Origin of the sequence: Actinoallomurus acaciae (genome assembly GCF_042429965.1) — a bacterium.
GTDB lineage: Bacteria > Actinomycetota > Actinomycetes > Streptosporangiales > Streptosporangiaceae > Actinoallomurus > Actinoallomurus acaciae.
This window is the reverse complement of record NZ_JBHLZP010000239.1, coordinates 1-18,145: the sequence shown is the minus strand read 5'-3', so window position 1 is coordinate 18,145 and position 18,145 is coordinate 1. Positions and strand designations below refer to the sequence as shown.

20 protein-coding genes and 2 pseudogenes are annotated in these 18,145 nt (G+C 70.0%); 10 read left to right on the top strand and 12 right to left on the bottom strand.

Features of this window, described 5'->3' with window-relative positions:
• The 4 genes from ACFFNX_RS27695 to ACFFNX_RS27680 form a co-directional block, all read right to left on the bottom strand.
• Positions 1 to 844: RNA polymerase sigma factor (locus ACFFNX_RS27695; protein WP_378208415.1), on the bottom strand; the 844-nt coding region annotated here is incomplete at its 3' end.
• 271 nt (positions 845 to 1,115) lie between these two features.
• Positions 1,116 to 2,171, bottom strand: a complete 1,056-nt coding sequence (locus tag ACFFNX_RS27690) for a saccharopine dehydrogenase NADP-binding domain-containing protein (RefSeq protein ID WP_378208414.1) — start codon at positions 2,169 to 2,171, stop codon at positions 1,116 to 1,118.
• Between the two features lie 111 nt (positions 2,172 to 2,282).
• Positions 2,283 to 3,020, bottom strand: a complete 738-nt coding sequence (locus tag ACFFNX_RS27685) for a nuclease-related domain-containing protein (RefSeq protein ID WP_378208412.1) — start codon at positions 3,018 to 3,020, stop codon at positions 2,283 to 2,285.
• 93 nt (positions 3,021 to 3,113) lie between these two features.
• On the bottom strand, positions 3,114 to 4,181 hold the full coding sequence (locus ACFFNX_RS27680; RefSeq protein ID WP_378208410.1) for a quinone-dependent dihydroorotate dehydrogenase: 1,068 nt from the start codon (positions 4,179 to 4,181) through the stop codon (positions 3,114 to 3,116).
• 143 nt (positions 4,182 to 4,324) lie between these two features.
• Here ACFFNX_RS27680 and ACFFNX_RS27675 point away from each other — a divergent pair.
• From ACFFNX_RS27675 to ACFFNX_RS27655, 5 genes and pseudogenes are all read left to right on the top strand, one after another.
• Positions 4,325 to 4,630: pseudogene (locus tag ACFFNX_RS27675) on the top strand (recombinase family protein); the annotation flags it as partial.
• 10 nt (positions 4,631 to 4,640) lie between these two features.
• Complete coding sequence (locus ACFFNX_RS52400; protein WP_446678528.1) at positions 4,641 to 5,183, top strand: hypothetical protein; 543 nt, start codon at positions 4,641 to 4,643, stop codon at positions 5,181 to 5,183.
• Positions 5,184 to 5,505: 322 nt separating this feature from the next.
• Positions 5,506 to 5,748, top strand: a complete 243-nt coding sequence (locus ACFFNX_RS27665) for a GntR family transcriptional regulator (protein WP_378208406.1) — start codon at positions 5,506 to 5,508, stop codon at positions 5,746 to 5,748.
• A 157-nt stretch (positions 5,749 to 5,905) separates the two neighbouring features.
• Entirely contained in the window at positions 5,906 to 6,670 is a 765-nt protein-coding gene (locus ACFFNX_RS27660; RefSeq protein ID WP_378208405.1) for a hypothetical protein, read from the top strand.
• Positions 6,667 to 7,095, top strand: coding sequence for a hypothetical protein (locus ACFFNX_RS27655; protein WP_378208403.1), 429 nt, complete (start codon positions 6,667 to 6,669; stop codon positions 7,093 to 7,095). The genes ACFFNX_RS27660 and ACFFNX_RS27655 overlap by 4 nt, the downstream gene beginning before the upstream one ends.
• 178 nt (positions 7,096 to 7,273) lie before the next feature.
• Here the strand turns inward: ACFFNX_RS27655 and ACFFNX_RS27650 are convergent, their stop codons facing one another.
• Positions 7,274 to 7,666, bottom strand: coding sequence for a hypothetical protein (locus tag ACFFNX_RS27650; protein ID WP_378208401.1), 393 nt, complete (start codon positions 7,664 to 7,666; stop codon positions 7,274 to 7,276).
• A gap of 356 nt (positions 7,667 to 8,022) precedes the next feature.
• Here ACFFNX_RS27650 and ACFFNX_RS27645 point away from each other — a divergent pair, with 356 nt between their 5' ends.
• Positions 8,023 to 8,796, top strand: a complete 774-nt coding sequence (locus tag ACFFNX_RS27645) for an aminotransferase class IV family protein (protein WP_378208399.1) — start codon at positions 8,023 to 8,025, stop codon at positions 8,794 to 8,796.
• Positions 8,797 to 9,025: 229 nt separating this feature from the next.
• Here ACFFNX_RS27645 and ACFFNX_RS27640 read toward each other — a convergent pair whose 3' ends face one another.
• Positions 9,026 to 9,367, bottom strand: coding sequence for a YciI family protein (locus tag ACFFNX_RS27640; RefSeq protein ID WP_378208398.1), 342 nt, complete (start codon positions 9,365 to 9,367; stop codon positions 9,026 to 9,028).
• 193 nt (positions 9,368 to 9,560) lie between these two features.
• Between ACFFNX_RS27640 and ACFFNX_RS27635 the strand changes: the two genes are divergently transcribed.
• A complete protein-coding gene (locus tag ACFFNX_RS27635; RefSeq protein WP_378208396.1) occupies positions 9,561 to 10,013 on the top strand; it encodes a MarR family winged helix-turn-helix transcriptional regulator in 453 nt (150 codons plus the stop codon).
• A gap of 17 nt (positions 10,014 to 10,030) precedes the next feature.
• Here ACFFNX_RS27635 and ACFFNX_RS27630 read toward each other — a convergent pair whose 3' ends face one another.
• Entirely contained in the window at positions 10,031 to 10,555 is a 525-nt protein-coding gene (locus ACFFNX_RS27630) for a hypothetical protein (RefSeq protein ID WP_378208394.1), read from the bottom strand.
• Between the two features lie 48 nt (positions 10,556 to 10,603).
• On the opposite strand from ACFFNX_RS27630, the gene ACFFNX_RS27625 reads away from it, so the two are divergent.
• Positions 10,604 to 10,765 carry a hypothetical protein gene (locus tag ACFFNX_RS27625; protein ID WP_378208392.1) on the top strand — a complete coding sequence of 54 codons (162 nt, stop codon included), beginning with the start codon at positions 10,604 to 10,606 and terminating at the stop codon, positions 10,763 to 10,765.
• A gap of 124 nt (positions 10,766 to 10,889) precedes the next feature.
• Positions 10,890 to 12,946: pseudogene (locus ACFFNX_RS27620) on the top strand (catalase).
• Positions 12,947 to 13,004: 58 nt separating this feature from the next.
• Here the strand turns inward: ACFFNX_RS27620 and ACFFNX_RS27615 are convergent.
• The 3 genes from ACFFNX_RS27615 to ACFFNX_RS27605 are packed head-to-tail and all read right to left on the bottom strand — an operon-like array spanning position 13,005 to position 16,422.
• Positions 13,005 to 13,616 (bottom strand): fasciclin domain-containing protein, encoded by a 612-nt coding sequence (locus ACFFNX_RS27615; RefSeq protein ID WP_378208390.1) that lies wholly within the window; start codon positions 13,614 to 13,616, stop codon positions 13,005 to 13,007.
• Positions 13,617 to 13,653: 37 nt separating this feature from the next.
• Positions 13,654 to 15,171, bottom strand: coding sequence for a molybdopterin-dependent oxidoreductase (locus ACFFNX_RS27610; RefSeq protein WP_378208389.1), 1,518 nt, complete (start codon positions 15,169 to 15,171; stop codon positions 13,654 to 13,656).
• Positions 15,172 to 15,219: 48 nt separating this feature from the next.
• A complete protein-coding gene (locus ACFFNX_RS27605; protein WP_378208387.1) occupies positions 15,220 to 16,422 on the bottom strand; it encodes a hypothetical protein in 1,203 nt (400 codons plus the stop codon).
• Between the two features lie 200 nt (positions 16,423 to 16,622).
• On the opposite strand from ACFFNX_RS27605, the gene ACFFNX_RS27600 reads away from it, so the two are divergent.
• The gene (locus tag ACFFNX_RS27600) at positions 16,623 to 17,417 is read left to right on the top strand and encodes a polysaccharide deacetylase family protein (protein ID WP_378208385.1); all 795 of its coding nucleotides are present in this window, start codon (positions 16,623 to 16,625) and stop codon (positions 17,415 to 17,417) included.
• Here the strand turns inward: ACFFNX_RS27600 and ACFFNX_RS27595 are convergent.
• Both ACFFNX_RS27595 and ACFFNX_RS27590 read right to left on the bottom strand, forming a co-directional pair.
• Positions 17,398 to 17,613 carry a hypothetical protein gene (locus ACFFNX_RS27595; RefSeq protein WP_378208384.1) on the bottom strand — a complete coding sequence of 72 codons (216 nt, stop codon included), beginning with the start codon at positions 17,611 to 17,613 and terminating at the stop codon, positions 17,398 to 17,400. The two genes, ACFFNX_RS27600 and ACFFNX_RS27595, sit on opposite strands and share 20 nt — an antisense overlap.
• Before the next feature lie 341 nt (positions 17,614 to 17,954).
• Positions 17,955 to 18,145 (bottom strand): hypothetical protein (locus ACFFNX_RS27590; RefSeq protein WP_378208382.1); only part of this gene is annotated, 191 nt, incomplete at its 5' end.

Here is an 18,145-nt window from a genome sequence, read left to right as displayed (position 1 = left end):
CCTCCGTGGCGCGCCACAGGGCGGCCGGGCCCGTGCCGGGCTGCTGGGGGAAGCCCTGCGCGCCGAAGCGCGACACGCGCGCCGCCGCGAACAGCCGGTAGCCGGCCAGCTCGGGGTCGGTGAAGCAGTTCATGAGCCGGCCGCGCAGCCCCGGCGGCAGCGGCGCGCTGGGCAGCAGGGCGTACACCTTGCGCGGCGCGATGTTCTCCGGCAGGTGCCGGGCGCACCTCTGGCATTCGAGCGAGTGACGGACCAGGGTCTCGCGCAGATCGTCGTCGATCTCGTCCTTGCGGGGGCGCAGGAGCGCCGCGCGCCGCGAGCAGCCGTCCAGGCCGTCGTGCGCGAGGATCTCCGCGATGAGCGCGGCCTCCAGCAGCACCGCGGCCTGGCCCAGCAGCTCGCCGACCTCCCGGGCTCGCAGTCCGACGACGAGCGCGATGTCGGAGTCGGTCAGGCCGTGCCGGTGCCGCAGGTCGAGCAGTTCGCGGCTCAGCGGCGGCAGCCCGGTGACCGCGCGCCACGCCATCAGCCGCAGGTCGACGTCGTCCTGATCGTGCCGGGCCACCGGCAGATCGGGCTGAACCGGGCCGGCCGGCCGCCGCCGGCGGCACTCGATCCGCGCGAGCGAGTAGAGCCACGGGCCGAACCGGCCGGGACTGCGCAACCGGCCGACGTGCGCCTCGGCGCACATGAGGGTGTCGCGGAACGCCACCTGCGCGGCATCGCCGTTGCGCAGCTGGAACCAGCAGTATCCGTAGAGGCCTTCGGCGTAGGCGTCGTAGACCGCACCCATGGCGATCGGGTCACGTGATCGCAGCGCCTCGACCAATAGCCGGTCTTCCATGGCGCTGAAGTTAAAACCTTTTACGCCCCATCTTCAACACTTTCCCGAAGAGCCGTAGAAGATTATTCGGAGCGCCACAGAAAAGTAGCTTTAAAATGCGTTTCCTTATTCCCCTAAGCTGCTGTTTATCGGTCTATGACGGCTTTGCACCATCTGAGCGCTGTCTGCGGGGACAAGGAGGGAAATATGCCAGCGACCAGCGCAGACGGCGTGCGACGGCATGTCGATCATGTCGGCGGAGCCTCTCTCGGCACGCTCTCGAGGACGGCGGTCAGCCGGTGACCCGCGCGATTCCCGCCATCGCACAGCCCGCTTCGAGCTCGGTAAGACCGAATGCGGCGATCGGCCCCAAAGCCCCCGTTTCCGCCATTCCCCTTGAGGCCTGACAAGCGGCCCAGGAAAGGGCGCCGGCCGTGAACTCATAGGGATCTCCGCCGGAAAGGTGAACGTCCGTGAGCAGTGATCCCTCGGCGTCGTAGGCGATCGCGACGATGCGCGAGGTCAGCGTGCTCTTCCCGGCTCGACGCCGCGCCACGCGCGCCAGCGTGCCGAGGGCCGCCCGCGCGCCGAACGCGCCGACCCGCCCGCGGGCGGCCAGCCTCGTGGCGCGGCCGAACCAGCCCAGATAGACGTTGACCTCGTACAACGCCGGGTAGGACGCGGGCAGCCCGAAGTGCTCCGAAGCGCCGATCGACAGGCCGGGCCGGGACCGGCCCGCCACCTGGAACTCGCGGACCCGCGGGCGCCGCACCTCGTGGATGCGCCCGCGGAAGGTGTACATCCGGGCGGTGGCCACGCCGGCGACCGACTGCAGGCCCGACGCCGTCAGGCCGCGCCACAGGTCGCCGCCGCCGACGAAGTAGCCGATGTCGACGCGGAAGCCCTCGTCGCCGACCCGGTCGAGGGCGAGACCCGCGGCGAGGTTGCCCGAAACGTAGTCGTAGCCGAACGCGGTGATCAGTGCCGACCGCGTCGCGCGGGGCCCGTAGGACTCGAAGACCTCACGGATGAAGGGCGGCTCGCCGGTGGAGTCGAGGTAGTGCGCGCCCGCGTCGACCGCGGCGTCCAGGGCGGCGTGCCCGTACCGCAGGAACGGGCCGACCGTCGTGACCAGGACGTCGTCGCGTTCGACCAGGGCCCGTACGGACCGCGGCTCCTCCGCGTCGGCGTACGCGATCTCCAAGCCGCCGAGCTCGTCCGCGAGCGCGGTCAGAGCCGTGCGGTTTCGCCCGGCGAGGACCGGGCGCGCGCCCTGGGCGACGAGCGCCCTCGCGGTCAGGGCGCCGGTGTAGCCGGTTGCACCGAAGACGACGATGCGGCCCGCCATGCCCCTTCTCCCCAGCTACGCGAGACGTTCTGTTGTGCCGAGAGACCGCCGGGAACCCATGCGCCGCTCGCGACGGGCGCGGGTTCCCCAGGCAGTATCTGAGCGTACTCATCAGTCACGAAGCGTGCTGGTTTTTCCCCACACATCGATCATTGGGGGAAGTATCCGTTCCGCCGCCGCGGTGATCGCCGCCACCTGCGCCGTGGTGAACACCGCGGGCTGACGCTCGACGAGCCGGCGGACCCGCCCGGCCCGCTGCACGGTCACACCGTCGAACACGAACCCCGTGTGCGGCAGCCGCGCGCCGTGCACGGCGACGACGGCGTGCACCTCGACCGGGTGCCCGAGGTCCTCCGACAGGCGCCCGGCGACCGTACGCGCCGCGTCTCTCCCCGTCACGAGCAGCCGCGTCATCGGCCGCGGCCCGACCCACAGCCGCTCGTCCACCGCGCGCAGCCGGGTCAGGACCGGCCAGCGGCGCGAGACGATCGCGTACACGCCGGTCAGGCCGACGACGAGGTGGTCGAGGTTCGCCTGGGCGGCCATGGGCAGCGCCCGGTCGTGCAGAACGTGGAAGTAGGCCGGGTCCAGCCGCGACAGCCGCCGTCCGGTGCGCCGTTCGGCCGCCGCGCCGCGCCGCCAGCGGGTGACCGGGTCCGGCTTGACCCGCAGGTAGAAGGAGTGCAGGAGGAGGGCCCCGAGGGCGGCGGCGAGGCCGGTCGGCCAGTCGAAGACGCCGGCCGTCATGGAGCCCGCGACGCCCGTCAGCACGAGCCGTGCGAGGACCCGCTCCTGCCGGTACTCCGCCCGCAGGCGCCGGTATCGGGCGTGCGCCGACGCGCCGGCCACCGAAGCACCTCGTCCAGGCACCGCTCCTCCTCAAGGGAAAGAGTGATGTCCCCCGACCAGGGGCTCAAGACACTTGACCAGCTGTCGACCGACTCATGGACGAGGGTCTCCCTCCGTGGCCGCCGTACGGTCCTCGGCGCGGAGCCGGGCGGCGAGGTCACGGTTGATCCGGCGGGGCCAGGACGGGCCGCCGTAGATCAGGCCGGTGTAGGCCTGGACGAGGGTCGCGCCGGCCTGGAGGCGTTCCCAGGCGTCGTCGGCGGTCTCGATGCCGCCGACCGAGATCAGCACGATCCGGTCGCCGGCGCGCTCGCGCAGGCGCCGGATCACCTCCAGCGAGCGCGCCTTGAGCGGCGCGCCCGACAGGCCACCCGTCTCGTCGGCGTGCGCGTCGGTCAGGCCCGTACGGGAGATCGTGGTGTTGGTCGCGATGATGCCGTCGAGGCCGAGGTCGAGGGCCAGGTCGGCGACGGCGTCGACATCGGCGTCGGCGAGGTCGGGCGCGATCTTCACCAGCAGCGGCACGTGCCGGGGGGTGGCGCGGCGCGCGGCCTGCCGTACCTGCTCCAGCAGCGGCCGCAGGTGCTCGACGGCCTGGAGGTTTCGCAGGCCGGGGGTGTTGGGAGAGCTGACGTTGACGACGAGGTAGTCGGCGAGCGCGGCCAGCCGCTCGGTGCTCTCGACGTAGTCGGCGGCGGCCTCGGCCTCCGGGACGACCTTGGTCTTGCCGATGTTGACCCCGACGATGGCCCGGCGCCGGCCCTTGAGCCGGTCCGCGGCGGCGCGCGCGCCGTCGTTGTTGAAGCCCATCCGGTTGATCAGCGCCCGGTCCTTCGGCAGGCGGAACAGGCGGGGGCGGGGGTTGCCGGGCTGTGCCCGCGCCGTGACCGTGCCGATCTCCACGAAACCGAACCCGAACGCGCCCAGCGCCTCGTACGCCTCGGCGTCCTTGTCGAACCCGGCGGCCAGGCCGAGCGGGCCGGGGAAGTCCAGGCCGAGCGCGCGGACGCGCAGGACGGGGTCGCGCGGGCCGTACCGGCGGCGGACCAGCGTCAGCGCGCCGGGCACGGCGGCGAGAAGGCGCAGGGCGCGGAAGCTCAGCCGATGCACGGTCTCGGCGGGCAGCCGGCGCAGGATGAGGGCGAAGATCAGTCGGTACATCGGATCGGCCGTTTTACTCCACGTCTAGAGAGCCCCTGACCTGGGGCTCTATATGCGATGGGAGGATCGTCCCTTATGCCCGCTAAGCGAGTCCTAGCCGTTGTACGGCTCTCCCTGGACACCGACGACCCACGAGCGTCGCCAGGCAGACGGCCAGGATCAAAGAGCGGGCCAGGTTCAAAGGCTACGAGATCATCGGTTGGGCGGTAGACGACGGGGTCTCGGCCATCAGGATCAGCCCATGGGACCGGCCCGAGCAGGGCCCCTGGTCGGACCGTGGCCACGAGTACGACGCCATCGTGTGTTGGAAGACCGACCGGCTTGCCAGGAAGACCAAGAAGGCCGCACGATCGAGCCTCGGGCCGAGCAGTCACGAGATGGCCTGGTGTCCACGGGGCGGTGACCCGGCGGCGTTCCGCTGTACGGCTACAAGGCGACGCGCTGCTTGAACAGCTCACAGTGACCAAGGCCAAAAGCCGCCAGGACAAGCTACGAGAGACCCTGGGTGCTCTTGACGAGCGCATAGCCGAACTGGAAGCGATGCCTACCCCGTCCGGCTGGCTACCTCTCTACGAAGGCACCGTGGAGACCTTCCATGCGCTGTTTGATCGCCTGGGCGATGAGGAGAAGGACGGCCTGCTCCGGGACGCAGGTGTCCAGGCATTCATCAGGTGGGCTGACGCGATGTTCGTCGCGGGGCACCAGCAGTCCGTTGTGATCGAAGGCGCCGCGCAGGTGTCAGACGGTCAGCCCTTCGCCTTCCTCGTCCTGCCGCCGGACCTTGAGAAGCGGGCCCAGGACTGGGCGGCCAGTAGACAGTTCGTTCTCGCACGTGGCAACCCCCGGCATGGACTGCCGGGGGTTTTGTCTTCCGCCGGGGGCACTGTCGCCACCTCAACACGGTTGCTGTTCCCCTTGGACCGCGAGGACTTCCGCCACGTCATGGCCGCGCCTCCCTACGCACCCGAACCCAATGCGCCCTTGGCCCTGACCACCGACTAGGAGCGGATTCCACGAGCCGCATGGCCGCGCTGACACAAGCGTCCTCGTCACCATCGAGCAGCGCGTCAATGATCGTGTCGAACACGGCCCTGTCGAGCCCGGTTCGTTGCGACATGAACGCCGCTCCTCCGCTACCTGAGTCGCTCATCCCGTCACCCTCCATGTGCCAACCACGAACACAACGGCCGCCAGGGCGACCGCACACAACCCACCGACAAAGCACGCTGCAAGCACCATGAGCGCACCATGCATCGACCAGGTTCAACCCGGCTGAGCCTGGCTCACCTATCTCCAGCTAGGCGGCGCTGAGAGCCTCTGAGACGTGACGATCGACCCGGACGGGGCCACGGCCCCTTATCTCCAGCTTGCGGCGCTCCTGAGGACTCGTATCGAGTCCGGCGCCATAGGGCCCGGCCGCCGCCTGCCGTCACAAACCGAGTTGGAGGCGGAGACCGGGCTGAGCCGCTCCACCATCAAACGGGCGGTAGAGGTTCTCAAGAACGAAGGGCTCATCGTCACATCGCCCGGCCGAGGGCTGTTTGTTGCCGAGACTGCCGACAAATGAGAAACGGCCTGGTCCCATGGGAATAGAGCGCAACAGCAGCGCGATCGAGCCCGAGAAGAGTCCCGACACGGAGCAGCCCCAGCCTGATCGGAGCCCGCCGCCCGACCGTCCAGGAGAGTTGGGAGCCCCGTCCAGGGCCGAGAGTCGCCGTGTTGTCATGGAAGCCAACCAGACGGCACCCGAAGCCGCGACAGGCACTACTGACGACCGCAAGCCCAAGGACACGCCGACGACGGCGCAGGAATCCCCAGGGCAGCGGGAGTTAGGCACGGAAGGCCGGGGCGAGCAGACGCCCCCGGAGAACGGGGAAACCGAGACCACGCCACCGGACGGCGCCGATCAAAAGCCGGACTCGCCCTCCGACTCGTTTGAACAGCGCCCGTCGTACGGTAATTTCGCTAATCTCGCCGAAGAGTTCGAGGCCCGAGCCGAAAGCAAAGAGCAAGCGGAAGTATCTAATTCCCAGCTCGAAGAAAGCAAGCCGGACGACAAGCCTCAAAGTCTCGACTTCAAGGTCGATGACGAGTCTTTGCATGAGCACATCGACCCTGTCGGAGCCTCAGAGTGGTCCTACGGAACCGCCGAGAATCCTAATCCAACCGGGGACCGGTTGAACTCTTCTCTTGAAGAAGAGGAGGAGAACGCCGAACGGTCCAGGGCCGAAAAGATTCGGGGCGCGGTCGGAAAGAATAGCGAAGACCTGGTCGATAAAGCCGAAAAAGGCGTCAGCAATCTCGAAAGTATTTTTGGCCCACGCCCCACTGGACAGGCCGAGACGAGAACCAACAGCGGCCCGCAGGTCGCCGATACGCCTCACTCTGGCGTCGATCCTGGGAGTGCCGCATCCGCATTGCTCGCGGCCGGTATAGTCGGCGCCGAACTGTTCCACAGAGCCAAGACGAAGATCCGAGGAGAACGATGACGAGGGTCACTGCTGACGCCATCGAGGCCATGCAGGCATACCTTAAGGGCGATGCGGACGGCTACAGCCGAATGGTAGATCGACTGGACCCCGCCGCCAAGAAAGCTCACGGGCAATTGATCGGAGCGTCGTTCTACATAGCAGCAAATCGGAGATTCGCCGCGAACCGCAGCAACGCCGAAGTAATCGAATTCGTAGGCAATCTCAGGGCACGTTCCGATCGGCTAGCGGAAGACATAGATCCACGTCAGGCCGAACGCCTCGTACGGGCCTCTACGTTTACCGATGAGAACGTCGACGACATAGACAACGGCCTGTACAGCCTTCTATTGGCTGGCCTTATCGCTGACGAACAACTTACAGACTCCGATTTGGATGCATTCTTGGAGGAAGCTCGTAAGCTGGCCGACGATTGGCTTGCTTGACAGTTTCCGCCCCCGAGCAGTTCTCGGCTACAAGGGGAACCCCCGGCTACCTGCCGGGGGTTAGTCTCCTCGTTTTCCTCGACCCACTTCAGGGTCACCGGAGGCAGGGCCAACAGGGCTTGGTTGATGGCGGTCGCCCAGACGTTGCGCCCAAGCAGGTCAATCAGCTCCGTACGGGTCATCTCGCCGCGTTCCTGACCGCGTCGGCAATCTTCGTGACTAGCGGGTCTTCGCCCGCCGTGGGCAGGACCGCTACCACCGTCTCAACCGAGTAGCGGACCAGGGCCAGGGCCGCGTCAAAGTCCCTGACCTTGATCGCATCCCGGCCGTCCGCAAGGGCGTACAGAGCCGCGACCCTGATCATGTAGGGAAGGGCACGCTCGCACATCTGGCCGAGTACCTCGTTACCGTCGATCAGCGATTCGACGGCCGGGCGGTGCTTCTGCTCGAAGACCTTGGCCGCCTTGGCTGGCATGGTGACGATGTCGACCTCACGTGCAGCCGTACCGATCTTCCGCAACCGCTCAGCCTGCTCCTCGATGACGTCCGCAGGGTCCTCGGAGGCGAACACGGGGAATTTCTTGCCGCCTACCTCCTGGCGATCGAGGCGGGGTCGGGAAGCCCTGCCCGCAACGTCTCAGAGCGCTTGGACGTCCCCAAGGCCACGTGGCGATCTAGGCGCCTGTTGGACGCCGCGAAGGGCGTCACAGGCGGGAAACTCACACGGGAGGCCAGGCGGCTGCTGCGAGAGGCCGCCGGATAAGCGTACGACCCGGGCCGGAGTAAAACCGGATCATCCGGTACATCGGCTCCGATTCTCCCCAGGGCCGCCGGTCACGGCGGCCGCGCCTGGAGACGCTCACGGCCCCCAGGGGCGGCACCGCGGCCGGTTGCCGGTTACCGAGGCTCGCTTCTAGCGTGGGGTCCGTGAGTCCGCGGATCGAGATCGACGGTCACCTCGCGACAGCGGCCGAGCTGGGTCACTTCGCGCACGTGAACTATGGGCACTTCACCGCGTTGCAGGTCCGCGAGGGCCGGGCGCGTGGGCTGGACCTGCACCTGGCCCGGCTCGACGCGGCGCAGCGGGAGCTGTTCGGCGGCGGGCTGGACCCGGCGCTGGTGCGCTCGCGCATCCGCCACGCGCTCGGCGAGACCCGGGACGCGTCCGTACGCGTCACCGGGTTCTGGCCCGAAGGGGCCGCCGAGCCGTCCCTCCTGGTCTCCGTGCGTCCGCCGGCCGACACTCCGCACTCGCCGCAGGGCCTGCGGACCGCGCCGTACCAGCGTCCCGTCGCGCACGTGAAGCATCTCGGGGGTTTCGGACAGCGCTACTACGGCGATCTCGCGCGGAGCGCGGGCTTCGACGAGGCGCTGCTCGTCGGCCCGGGCGGCGTCGTCTCCGAGGGTGCGATCACCAATCTGGGCTGCTATGACGGCACGTCGGTGGTGTGGCCCGACGCGCCGGCCCTCGACGGCATCACGATGCTGCTGCTCGAACGCGCCCTGCCCGGCGAGGGCGTGCCGTCGCGGCGCGGTCCGGTGCGCGTGGCCGACCTGACGTCGTACGCCTCGGTGTTCGTCACCAACTCGCGCGGGGTGGCCGCGGTCGACCGCGTGGACGACCTGCGGCTGCCGGTCGACCAGGAGTTCATGAAGACGCTGACCCGGACCTATGAGTCCGTGCCGTGGGACGTGATCTGACCGGCCCCGCCGACGCGAAGACCCCGCCAGGAATCTGACGGGGTCTCCCACGTTGGCACCGGTGCGCGGGTCGCCTCACGGCGAAAAGCACAACACGGCTCCAGCCGAACGGTATTCCGTGAAGGCGATGGTTAGGCCCGGGGGACACCGAACGCACCGGCCACGTCGAGTGTAACAAGAGGGGCCCGAGCGTTTGTTCCCATCTTCCGGCCGGTTTTCGGCCGCGCCGTCAGATGACCTGGCGGACCTCCATCCCGAACAGCTTGGCGTCCGGCCAGCGTGCCGCGATGTCGACGGCGCGCTCCTCGCTCGTGACGTCGACCAGCAGGTAGCCGGCGAACTGCTCCTTGGCCTCGATGAACGGCCCGTCGGTGATGGCCGGGGCGCCCTCGCGCACGCGTACGGTCTTGGCCGCGGCCGGCTCGGCCAGGGCCTCGGTGCCGAGCAGCTCGCCGGACTCGGTGAGCTCCTTGATGATCGCGTCGACCTCGCCGAACAGCTCCGTGCGCTCGGCCTCGGACAGGTCCTCCAGGAACCGGGGACGGTTGTAGATCATGATCATGTACTTCATCGGGTCTTCGCTCCTCGCTGGTCTCGCGACGGCCTCCCCGGCCGCCTCTCAACGATCAGTCGGAGCGGATCGCGGGTCCTCGACATGCCTTCTCGGGACTTCTTCCGCCCGTCTTCCCCACCGTACGGTGCGCGGATGCCGCCCCGGCTCCGATCCCTCGCGGAGGGTTGTCGTGACAACTAGGCTGGGTCCCGTGGACCCGCTCAACCCCGACGAACTCCAGGTGTGGCAGGCGTGCAAGACACTGGGCCACGACGTCACCCGCCGCGTCGGCACGGAGCTGACGGCCGTCACCGGCCTGTCGGGCTCGGAGTACGGCCTCCTGTCCCGGCTCGAGGAGCTGGGCGACGGCCGGCTCGGGCAGCAGGCGCTGGCCGACGCGATGGGCTGGGCGAAGAGCCGCATGTCGCACCAGCTGACGCGTATGGCCGCGCGAGGGATCGTCCACCGGGAGAAGGGGCCGACCGGCGTGATCGTCGTGCTCACCCCGGACGGCCGTGACCTGCTGGCGAGGGCGCGGCCGGTGCACGCCGCCGCCGTACGCGAGCACCTGATCGACCGGCTCGGTGAGGCCGAGCGGGCCATGCTCGTACGGATCGCCGGCCTCCTCGCCGGCACCGAAGGCGAGGCCGAGCCCGCCGGATGACGGGCTCGGGCCGCCGCTCAACCGCCGGTACCGGTGGCCCAGAGGGTCGTCCCACCCTGGGTGATCGTCAGGTTGCCGTCGGCCTGAAGGACGAGGACCGCGCCGTCGTGCCCGTCGGTGCGCGAACTCCAGAGCGTCTGGTCGTCGCTGCCGTACACCACGAAGTTTCCATCCGCCTGGAACACTGCGTGGGTGCCGGACGCGTGGGTGCCGCTCGACCAGACCACCGCGTCGTTCCGGTCACGCAGGACCAGGTCGCCGTCTGACGTCAGGGACAGGCGGAGCCGGTTCGTGCGGATCTCGTCGCCGGGACGCAGCACGTACGTCCCGTGCACGACCCGTGTCTGTGCCTCGGCGGTCGTCCGGGCCGGGCTCGCCGGCCGCCGGGCGGCGGCCGTGTCCTCCCGGCGTCCCCACCGGCCCAGGGCCTTCTCACCGCGGATCTGTGAGGACGGGCCCTCAGGGCCTGGGCGGTCTCGGGAGGATCGTCCGGCCGGGCCGGCTCGCGTCCACGGTGTCCGTACCGGACCCGTGTCATCCACGGACGACGTCTCTTCCGCCGTCCGCCGATTCCACGTGGAGACGCCTCCATGTCCACTCTTGCCATCTGCGTCGTGGTCATCACGGTCTGCGGCGTGGGCCTGCTCGTCGCGATGTTCCCTCGGAACGACAACCGGCTGGGCATGGCCGGGCTGGGCGTACTGATGGCCGCCGACATCATGGCGATGGTGCACGCGGCACTGAACGCCTGACCCCGCGCCCGGGCCCCTCACCCCTGTGAACCCGCCGTGACCTGCGGCTTACTCTGGGGATGAGGGGCCCAGACCATTGCGTTCGCCGCCCCGGCCCCGGGCGGATCCGAACGGGGGGAAAGACATGACATCTTCGGATGACAAGCAACGTCAGCTCGACGCCTACCGGGTCGATCCGTGTGCCTCCGAGATGACCACGGACGTGGGGATCCCGGTCGGTGAGACCGACAACTCCCTGACCGTGGGCGAACGCGGGCCGACGTTGATGGAGGACTTCCACTTCCGCGAGAAGATCACGCGTTTCGACCACGAGCGCATCCCGGAGCGGGTCGTACACGCCCGGGGCGCGGGGGCGTACGGGCACTTCCAGCTCTATGAGTCCCTCGCCGAGTACACGCGTGCGCGGTTCCTGTGCGACACCTCGGCGACCGTCCCGACGTTCGTGCGCTTCTCCACGGTCGCCGGGTCCCGCGGGTCCTCCGACACCGTACGGGACGTCCGCGGATTCGCCACTCGGTTCTATACGAACGAGGGCAACTTCGACATCGTCGGTAACAACATGCCCGTCTTCTTCATCCAGGACGGGATCAAGTTCCCCGACTTCGTCCACGCCGTGAAGCCGGAACCGCAGAACGAGATTCCGCAGGCGTCCTCGGCCCACGACACGCTGTGGGACTTCGTGCAGCTCCAGCCCGAGACCATGCACATGATGATGTGGATGATGTCGGACCGGGCGCTGCCGCGCAGCTTCCGGATGATGCAGGGGTTCGGTGTGCACACGTTCCGCCTGGTCAACGAGGCCGGGAAGGGCACGTTCGTGAAGTTCCACTGGAAGCCCAAGCTCGGCACGCACTCGCTGGTGTGGGACGAGACGCAGAAGGTGGCGGGCAAGGATCCGGACTTCAACCGCCGCGACCTGTGGGAGTCGATCGAGTCCGGCCGGTACCCGGAGTACGAGCTCGGGGTGCAGCTGGTGCCCGAGGGCGAGGAGGGCCGGTTCGACTTCGACCTCCTCGACGCGACCAAGATCATCCCGGAGGAGGAGGTCCCGGTACGCCCGGTCGGCCGCCTGGTGCTGGACCGCAACCCGGACAACTTCTTCGCCGAGGTGGAGCAGGTGGCCTTCCACCTGGGCAACGTGGTCCCGGGCATCGACTTCACCGACGACCCGCTGCTCCAGGCCCGGCTGTTCTCCTACCTGGACACCCAGCTCCTGCGGCTCGGCGGGCCGAACTTCCCGCAGCTGCCGGTGAACCAGCCGCTCGCGCGGGTCAACAACCACCAGATGGACGGGCCGCACCAGATGCGGATCCCCGAGACCCGTGCGTCGTACCACAAGAACTCTCTCGGCGGCGGCTGCCCGGCCCTCGCCGGCGAGGACGCGTACACGCACTTCCCGGAGTACCTCGCCGGCCACAAGATGCGCAGGCGTCCCGAGAGCTTCGCCGACACTCCCAGGCCACGCTGTTCTGGAACAGCATGGCGGACTGGGAGAAGGAGCACATCGTCGCGGCGTTCCGGTTCGAGCTGGGCAAGGTCGATCACCACCACGTGCGCGAGGGCGTGGTGGAGAACCTCAACCATGTCGACCACGACCTCGCCGTCGCGGTCGCCGAGGGCGTCGGCGTCGAGCCGCCGGAGAAGCCGGTGACGGAGAACCACGGCCGCAGCTCGCCCGCCCTGAGCCAGGCCAACACCGCCCACAGTCCCGCCACCCGCAAGGTCGCGATCCTGGTCGCCGACGGGGTGAACGCCGAGGACGTCGCGGCGGTACGGGACGGGCTCCGCGACCTGGGCGCGCTGCCGGAGATCCTGGCCCCGCGCGACGGCACGGTACGCTCCGCCGACGGCGCGACCGTGGAGGTCACCCGGGCGCTGCCGACGGTCGACTCGGTGCTGTACGACGCGGTGGTGGTGCCCGGCGGCGCGGAGTCGGCGCGGACACTGTCCCGGGACGGCGGCGCGGTGTACTTCCTGACCGAGGCGTACAAGCACTACAAGGCGATCGGCGCGCTCGGCGAGGGCCGCGAACTGCTGTCCACCGCCCGCGTCCCGGACGGCGGCCTCGACCAGGGCGTCGTGGTCACGGACCGGCCGGACGGCGCCTTCGTCAAGGAGTTCGGCGACGCGGTGGCGGCCCACCGCCACTTCAACCGCGAGACCGCCGCCGTACCCGCCTGAGCGTGAGAGGGGAGCGGCCCCGGGCCCGCCGGGTCCGGGCCGCTCCCCGTCCGCGCGGCTACTTCTCCGGCATCAGTACCGAGTCGATGATGTAGACGGTGGCGTTGGCGGTCTGGACGTTGCCGCAGACCACGTTCGCGTCGTTGACCTTGTACGACTCGCCGGAGTCGCTGGTGGTGACCATGCCGCCCTGGAGGGTCTTGAAGCTGCCGCTCGTCAGCCCGCCGGGCGCGACCCTCTGGCCGACGACGTGGTACGTGAGGATGCTCGACAGGGTCTTCTTGTCCGCGAGCACCTTGGTGAGCGTCTTCTTCGGGATCTTGGCGAAGGCGTCGTTGGTGGGGGCGAACACCGTGAGGTTCTGCGCGGAGTTCAGCGTGTCCACCAGGCCGGCCTTCTTGACCGCCGTGACCAGCGTGGACAGGACCGGGTTGCTGGAGGCGGCGGTGGCCACCGGGTCCTGCGCCATGCCGGAGAAGCTGCCCTTGCCGGAGTTCGGCACGGCCGAGCAGCCGGGGCCGAACGGCTTGTCCGGCATCGCGGCGCTCGACGTCGTCGCGCCGCCGCCCGCCGGGGTGGAGGAGGCACTCTTGTCGTCGCCGCCACAGGCCGCGGCGCTGAGCAGGAGACCACCGGTGAGCATGCCGACGGCCAGAACACGGGTCTTCACGAGACTTCTCCTTCGACTCTGGGTTTCTCGGGGACCGTCAGGTGACGGTGACCACGATCGAGTGCCAGCCCGTCGCCCCGTCGGGGATGGGCGGCACGCGTTCACCGGGCTGAGTCGCGCCCGTGCCGTCGGTGGCCCGGACCTCCAGCCGGTGTGAGCCCGGCGTGGCGTCCCACTCGAGGACCCACTGACGCCAGGTGTCCAATCCGGGTACGGGGGCGAGCTCCGCCCGCCGCCACGGCCCTCCGTCGACGCGGACCTCGACCGCGTCGATCCCTCGGTGCTGCGCCCACGCCGTACCGGCCACCGGCACTCGACCGGCCTTGACCTGCGCGAACGCGCGGGGCACGTCGATGCGGGACAGCGTCTTGACGGGCGCGCGGTCGGCGTAGCCGCGCTCGGTCCAGTAGGCCTTGTCGGTGGCGAACCGGGTGACCTTGAGGTCGACCACCCACTTGGTCGCCGAGACGTAGCCGTACAGGCCGGGCACCACCATGCGGGCGGGGAACCCGTGGGCGACCGGGAGCGGCTCGCCGTTCATGCCGACCGCCAGCAGGGCGTCGCGGCCGTCCATGATCGTCTCGATCGGCGTGCTGACCGTGAAGCCGTCGGCGGAGCGGCTGAGGATCTGGTCGGCGCCGGCCCGTATCCCGGCCTCGCGCAGGAGCCCGGCCAGGGAGGCGCCGAGCCAGCGGGCGTTGCCGGCGTACCTGCCGCCGACCTGGTTCGAGACGCAGCTGAGCGTGATGTCGCGTTCGAGCATCGGGTGCCTCAGCAGGTCGTCGAAGGAAAGCTCGACCGGGCGGTCGACCATGCCGTGGATCCGTAGCGTCCAGTCCCGCGGCGCGACCTGCGGCAGCGTCAGTGCCGTGTCGACCCGGTAGAAGCCGGGGTTGGGCGTGACGAACGGCGTCATGCCGGGCACCCGGATCTGCGCGCCGGCCGGCACCGCCCTGGCCGCGGAGGTCGCGCGCGGCAGCCGTACGGACCTGCGGGCGGCGTCGACGTTCCCGCGCTCCAGCAGGAGGCGGCCGCCGAGGCCGGATGCCCCGGCGACCGCCACCGCCCCCGCGCCGGTCAGCAGAACGTTCCGTCGATCCGCGCCGACGGCCTGACCGGTCCGTGGATGATCATGGGGCCGTACGAGGAGGGCCAGCGCGGCCATCCCGGCCAGGCCGCCGACGATCGAGGGGATGACGGCGGTCCACCCGGCGGTCGGCCGGGTCACCGCCGCCACGGCGCCCAGTACGGCCAGGGCGCCGAGGCCCGCCGACCCGATCACCGGGTGCCGACGCGCGGTGATCCCGATGAGCACCGCTGTCGCCGCTACGCCGACGCCAAGGCCGATGAGGAGGACGAGCTTGTCATTCGTCCCGAAATGCCGGATGGCAAAGTCCTTGAGCCACTCCGGGGTCAACGTGATGCCCGCCGCACCCACCGCGATCAGCGGCGACGCCTGCCGCCCACCGGCGGCGGCCGCGGACAGCTCGGCCACGCCGAGGGCCACTCCCCCGGCGATGACACCCGCCACGCCGCCTGCCGACCGTCCGTTCATGCCCCTTATTCGGGGCCGGGCGCGAAGCGGATTGGCGCCTTTTTCGGATCAGAGCTCGATGATCTGCAGGCTGTCGATTCCGCGCAGGTGGCAGCGGGTGCCGGCGAGGGTGATCGGTACCGTATCGAGGCGCATGTCGGCCACCCGCGCGGCGTAACTCGGGGCGAGGCCGCCGAGCGGGATCGGGATGGTCCAGGGCTCGGCGGCGCCCGGCCCGGCGGTGCCGGGGTTGTCCAGCGCCATGAGCCACTGCCCCTCGACCAGTGCCAGCGTGTGCTCCGCCGTACGCGCGACCACGCACGCGTGTCCGCCCAGCGGTGTCACGCCCGTGTACGCGCCGTCGAGGTCGAGGTGGTGCACCCGCCAGGTGCCGTCGTCGGCGGACTCGGCGCACAGCGCGACCCCGTCCGGCCCGACCGCGGCGCTGTGCACCCGGCCCGGCACCGCACTGGTCCAGCGCCGGGCGCCGGTGGCCAGGTCGATGGCGTGGACACCGGTGTCGTGCGCCCAGGTGACGAAGTCCTCGTCGCGCTCTCCTCGGTCGGAGCGGTCGAAGGAGGCCAGGTCGATCGCGATCAGCGCGTCGCGGGCCCGGCCCGCCAGCACGTACCCTCCGGTGTCGGCGAACCACCGGGCGGCGCCCGTGGCGGCGTCGCGGCCCACCCAGCGCTGCGCCGGTCCCGACCGGCCGTAGTCGGGCGCGGTCGCGCCGACGACGACGTCGCCGCTCGCGTGCAGCAGCCACTCCTCGCTGCCCCACCGGTACCCGTCCTGGCCCCAGCGCCGGTAGGTGATGCCCTGCCGCCGGCCCTGCCGGTACAGCCAGGAGCACAGGTACCCCTCGTCGTCCAGGGCACGGACCGCGACGCGGAGCTTGCTGCCCAGGTCGCACGCGACGATGTCGTACGGCTCGCCGTCGGGCAGCGCGTCCACGGTGCGGACGGCGCCGTCGCGCCCGATCCGCATGATCTGGAGGGAGGTGTCGTGTTCGTAGACGGGCAGGACGATGTCGCCGCCCGGAGTGGTGGTGATCTCGCCGGGTTCGATCTCCCGGGCACTGACCTCGCGAGTCAGCCGGAACCGCTCGCCGGCGCTGTGCGAGTGGTCGATCGCCTGCAGGATCGGCGCGTCGCCGACCTCCTGGCCGCTCGCGCCGCCCGCGAGCAGGATGAGGTCGTCGCTGACGACGGGCGCCGCCGACCAGCCGCACGTCGACTCGATGACGGGGAACCGCGGTCCGTTACCGAACACCACACGATTATGGCCTCGCGACGGCGATCCTGGTATGCCGCCCCCTTTTCCACCGCGATCGGCGACACGCCATGGAAACCGCCGGTACGCCCGAGGGCGCGCCAATACTCTTCCTTCACCGAAGGATGAACCTGACCGAGAGCATCCGCATCTCATGTCGGGGCAAGTCACCAATGAGGACCGACACTCGGGGAGGCGCAATGGGCGGACTTGACCGACGTCAGGTATTGCTTACGGCGGCCGCCGGCGCCGTCGGTCTCCTGGCCGGCGCCGGGCCCGTGATCGTACGGGCGGTGCAGCCCGACACGAGGCCCAAGAAGCTCCGGGCCCGCACGACGGCCGCGCACCGGCCTCCCCCGGACCCGGGATACGCCAAGGGCCCGATCCAGGCGCTCCAGCGTCCCGTCCACGGGCTGAAGGACCTGTCGCCGCCCGCCCCGGCCATGGCGGTGGCGCTGACCATCGACGACGGGCCGCACCCGACCTGGACGCCGAAGATGCTGGACCTGCTCGCGGAGTTCAAGGTCTCGGCGACGTTCTCCCTTATCGGCGAGCAAGTGACCGAGTTTCCGCAACTGGTCAAGCGCATCGTGGCGGCGGGACACCAGGTCTCGGACCACACGATGACGCACCCGCTCAACCTGCCGGGAATGGGCTCCGACAAGATCAAGCAGGAGATCGGCGAGGCACACGACCGGATCGCGCAGGCCACCGGGGTCGCACCGAAGTTCTTCCGCTCCCCCGGCGGCGCCTGGTCGAGCCAGGTCATCGACACCGCCGCCGAGCACGGCATGATCAACATCGACTGGGCGGTCGACCCACGCGACTGGGCACGGCCGGGCACGAGCCACATCACCGAGACGCTGCTGGCCGCCAAGCCGGGCGACATCCTGCTCTGCCACGACGGCGGCGGCGACCGCTCGGAGACGATCGAGGCCCTGCGCACCGTCATCCCGACCCTGCAGAAGCGCGGCCTCATGTTCGTCGCCCTCTGACCGGCCCGCACGCGAGAAGTCCGAGGTCCACGGCCTTCTCGCGTGCTCCCGCGTCTCCGGGGTGCACACCGCCGCCGGAGTCGAAGGCGACGGCGAGCCGGATGGGGTCGTCCGGATCGGCGAGGGCGGCGATTGGCCGGTCCCACTGCCCGGTGACGGCCTCCCGCGCGCTCTCGCGGCCGTCGCCCCGGAACATCTCATACGCGCCGCCCCATGATCGGGGTGAGCGTGCCCAGGATCGGCCGGGCGCCGTGCTCCCGCACGCGGCGGGTCGGCGCGAACAGGGCCGCGGTGATCTCGCCCGCCGGCGAGCCCTTGGCCAGGTCGTTGATCCCCGCCCATGATCAGGACGTGGGTGACCTCCGGCGCGCCGAGCACGTCGCGGGCGACCGCTCCGTCGTGGAAAACCCACGGCCCAACCACTTCGAGACAGGTCCTAAGGCCTGTCGTCCTATGCGCGACCGCCCGGGACCCTCGCCCGTCACTCGACAGGGGCGTGGTTCTCCGGGCGGCCGGTGGGTGCTGCGGGCGGCATGGTCACGCGTCTCCTCCCGCCTCAGCGACGACGCCGGACGGCGGGCCGGTATCGGGCGGCGCGCCGGGGTCACCGGCGCCGAAGCGCTCGGCGTAGCGCCGGAGGAGATCGAGCGCGTCGCGCAGTTCGGTCTCCGGCCGTGTCTCCGTGGCCGGTCCGGCGGCGACCGGGACGGGCGCGCTCGCGGCCACGG

Bases quoted from the DNA above. Each gene is read 5' to 3' on its own strand.
- ACFFNX_RS27690 (WP_378208414.1), bottom strand. From the start codon at position 2,171: ATGGCGGGCCGCATCGTCGTCTTCGGTGCAACCGGCTACACCGGCGCC.
- ACFFNX_RS27640 (WP_378208398.1), bottom strand. From the start codon at position 9,367: ATGAAGTACATGATCATGATCTACAACCGTCCCCGGTTCCTGGAGGAC.
- ACFFNX_RS27680 (WP_378208410.1), bottom strand. From the start codon at position 4,181: ATGTACCGACTGATCTTCGCCCTCATCCTGCGCCGGCTGCCCGCCGAG.
- ACFFNX_RS27660 (WP_378208405.1), top strand. From the start codon at position 5,906: ATGGAAGCCAACCAGACGGCACCCGAAGCCGCGACAGGCACTACTGAC.
- ACFFNX_RS27600 (WP_378208385.1), top strand. From the start codon at position 16,623: ATGGGCGGACTTGACCGACGTCAGGTATTGCTTACGGCGGCCGCCGGC.
- ACFFNX_RS27625 (WP_378208392.1), top strand. From the start codon at position 10,604: ATGTCCACTCTTGCCATCTGCGTCGTGGTCATCACGGTCTGCGGCGTG.
- ACFFNX_RS27655 (WP_378208403.1), top strand. From the start codon at position 6,667: ATGACGAGGGTCACTGCTGACGCCATCGAGGCCATGCAGGCATACCTT.
- ACFFNX_RS27610 (WP_378208389.1), bottom strand. From the start codon at position 15,171: ATGAACGGACGGTCGGCAGGCGGCGTGGCGGGTGTCATCGCCGGGGGA.
- ACFFNX_RS27595 (WP_378208384.1), bottom strand. From the start codon at position 17,613: ATGTTCCGGGGCGACGGCCGCGAGAGCGCGCGGGAGGCCGTCACCGGG.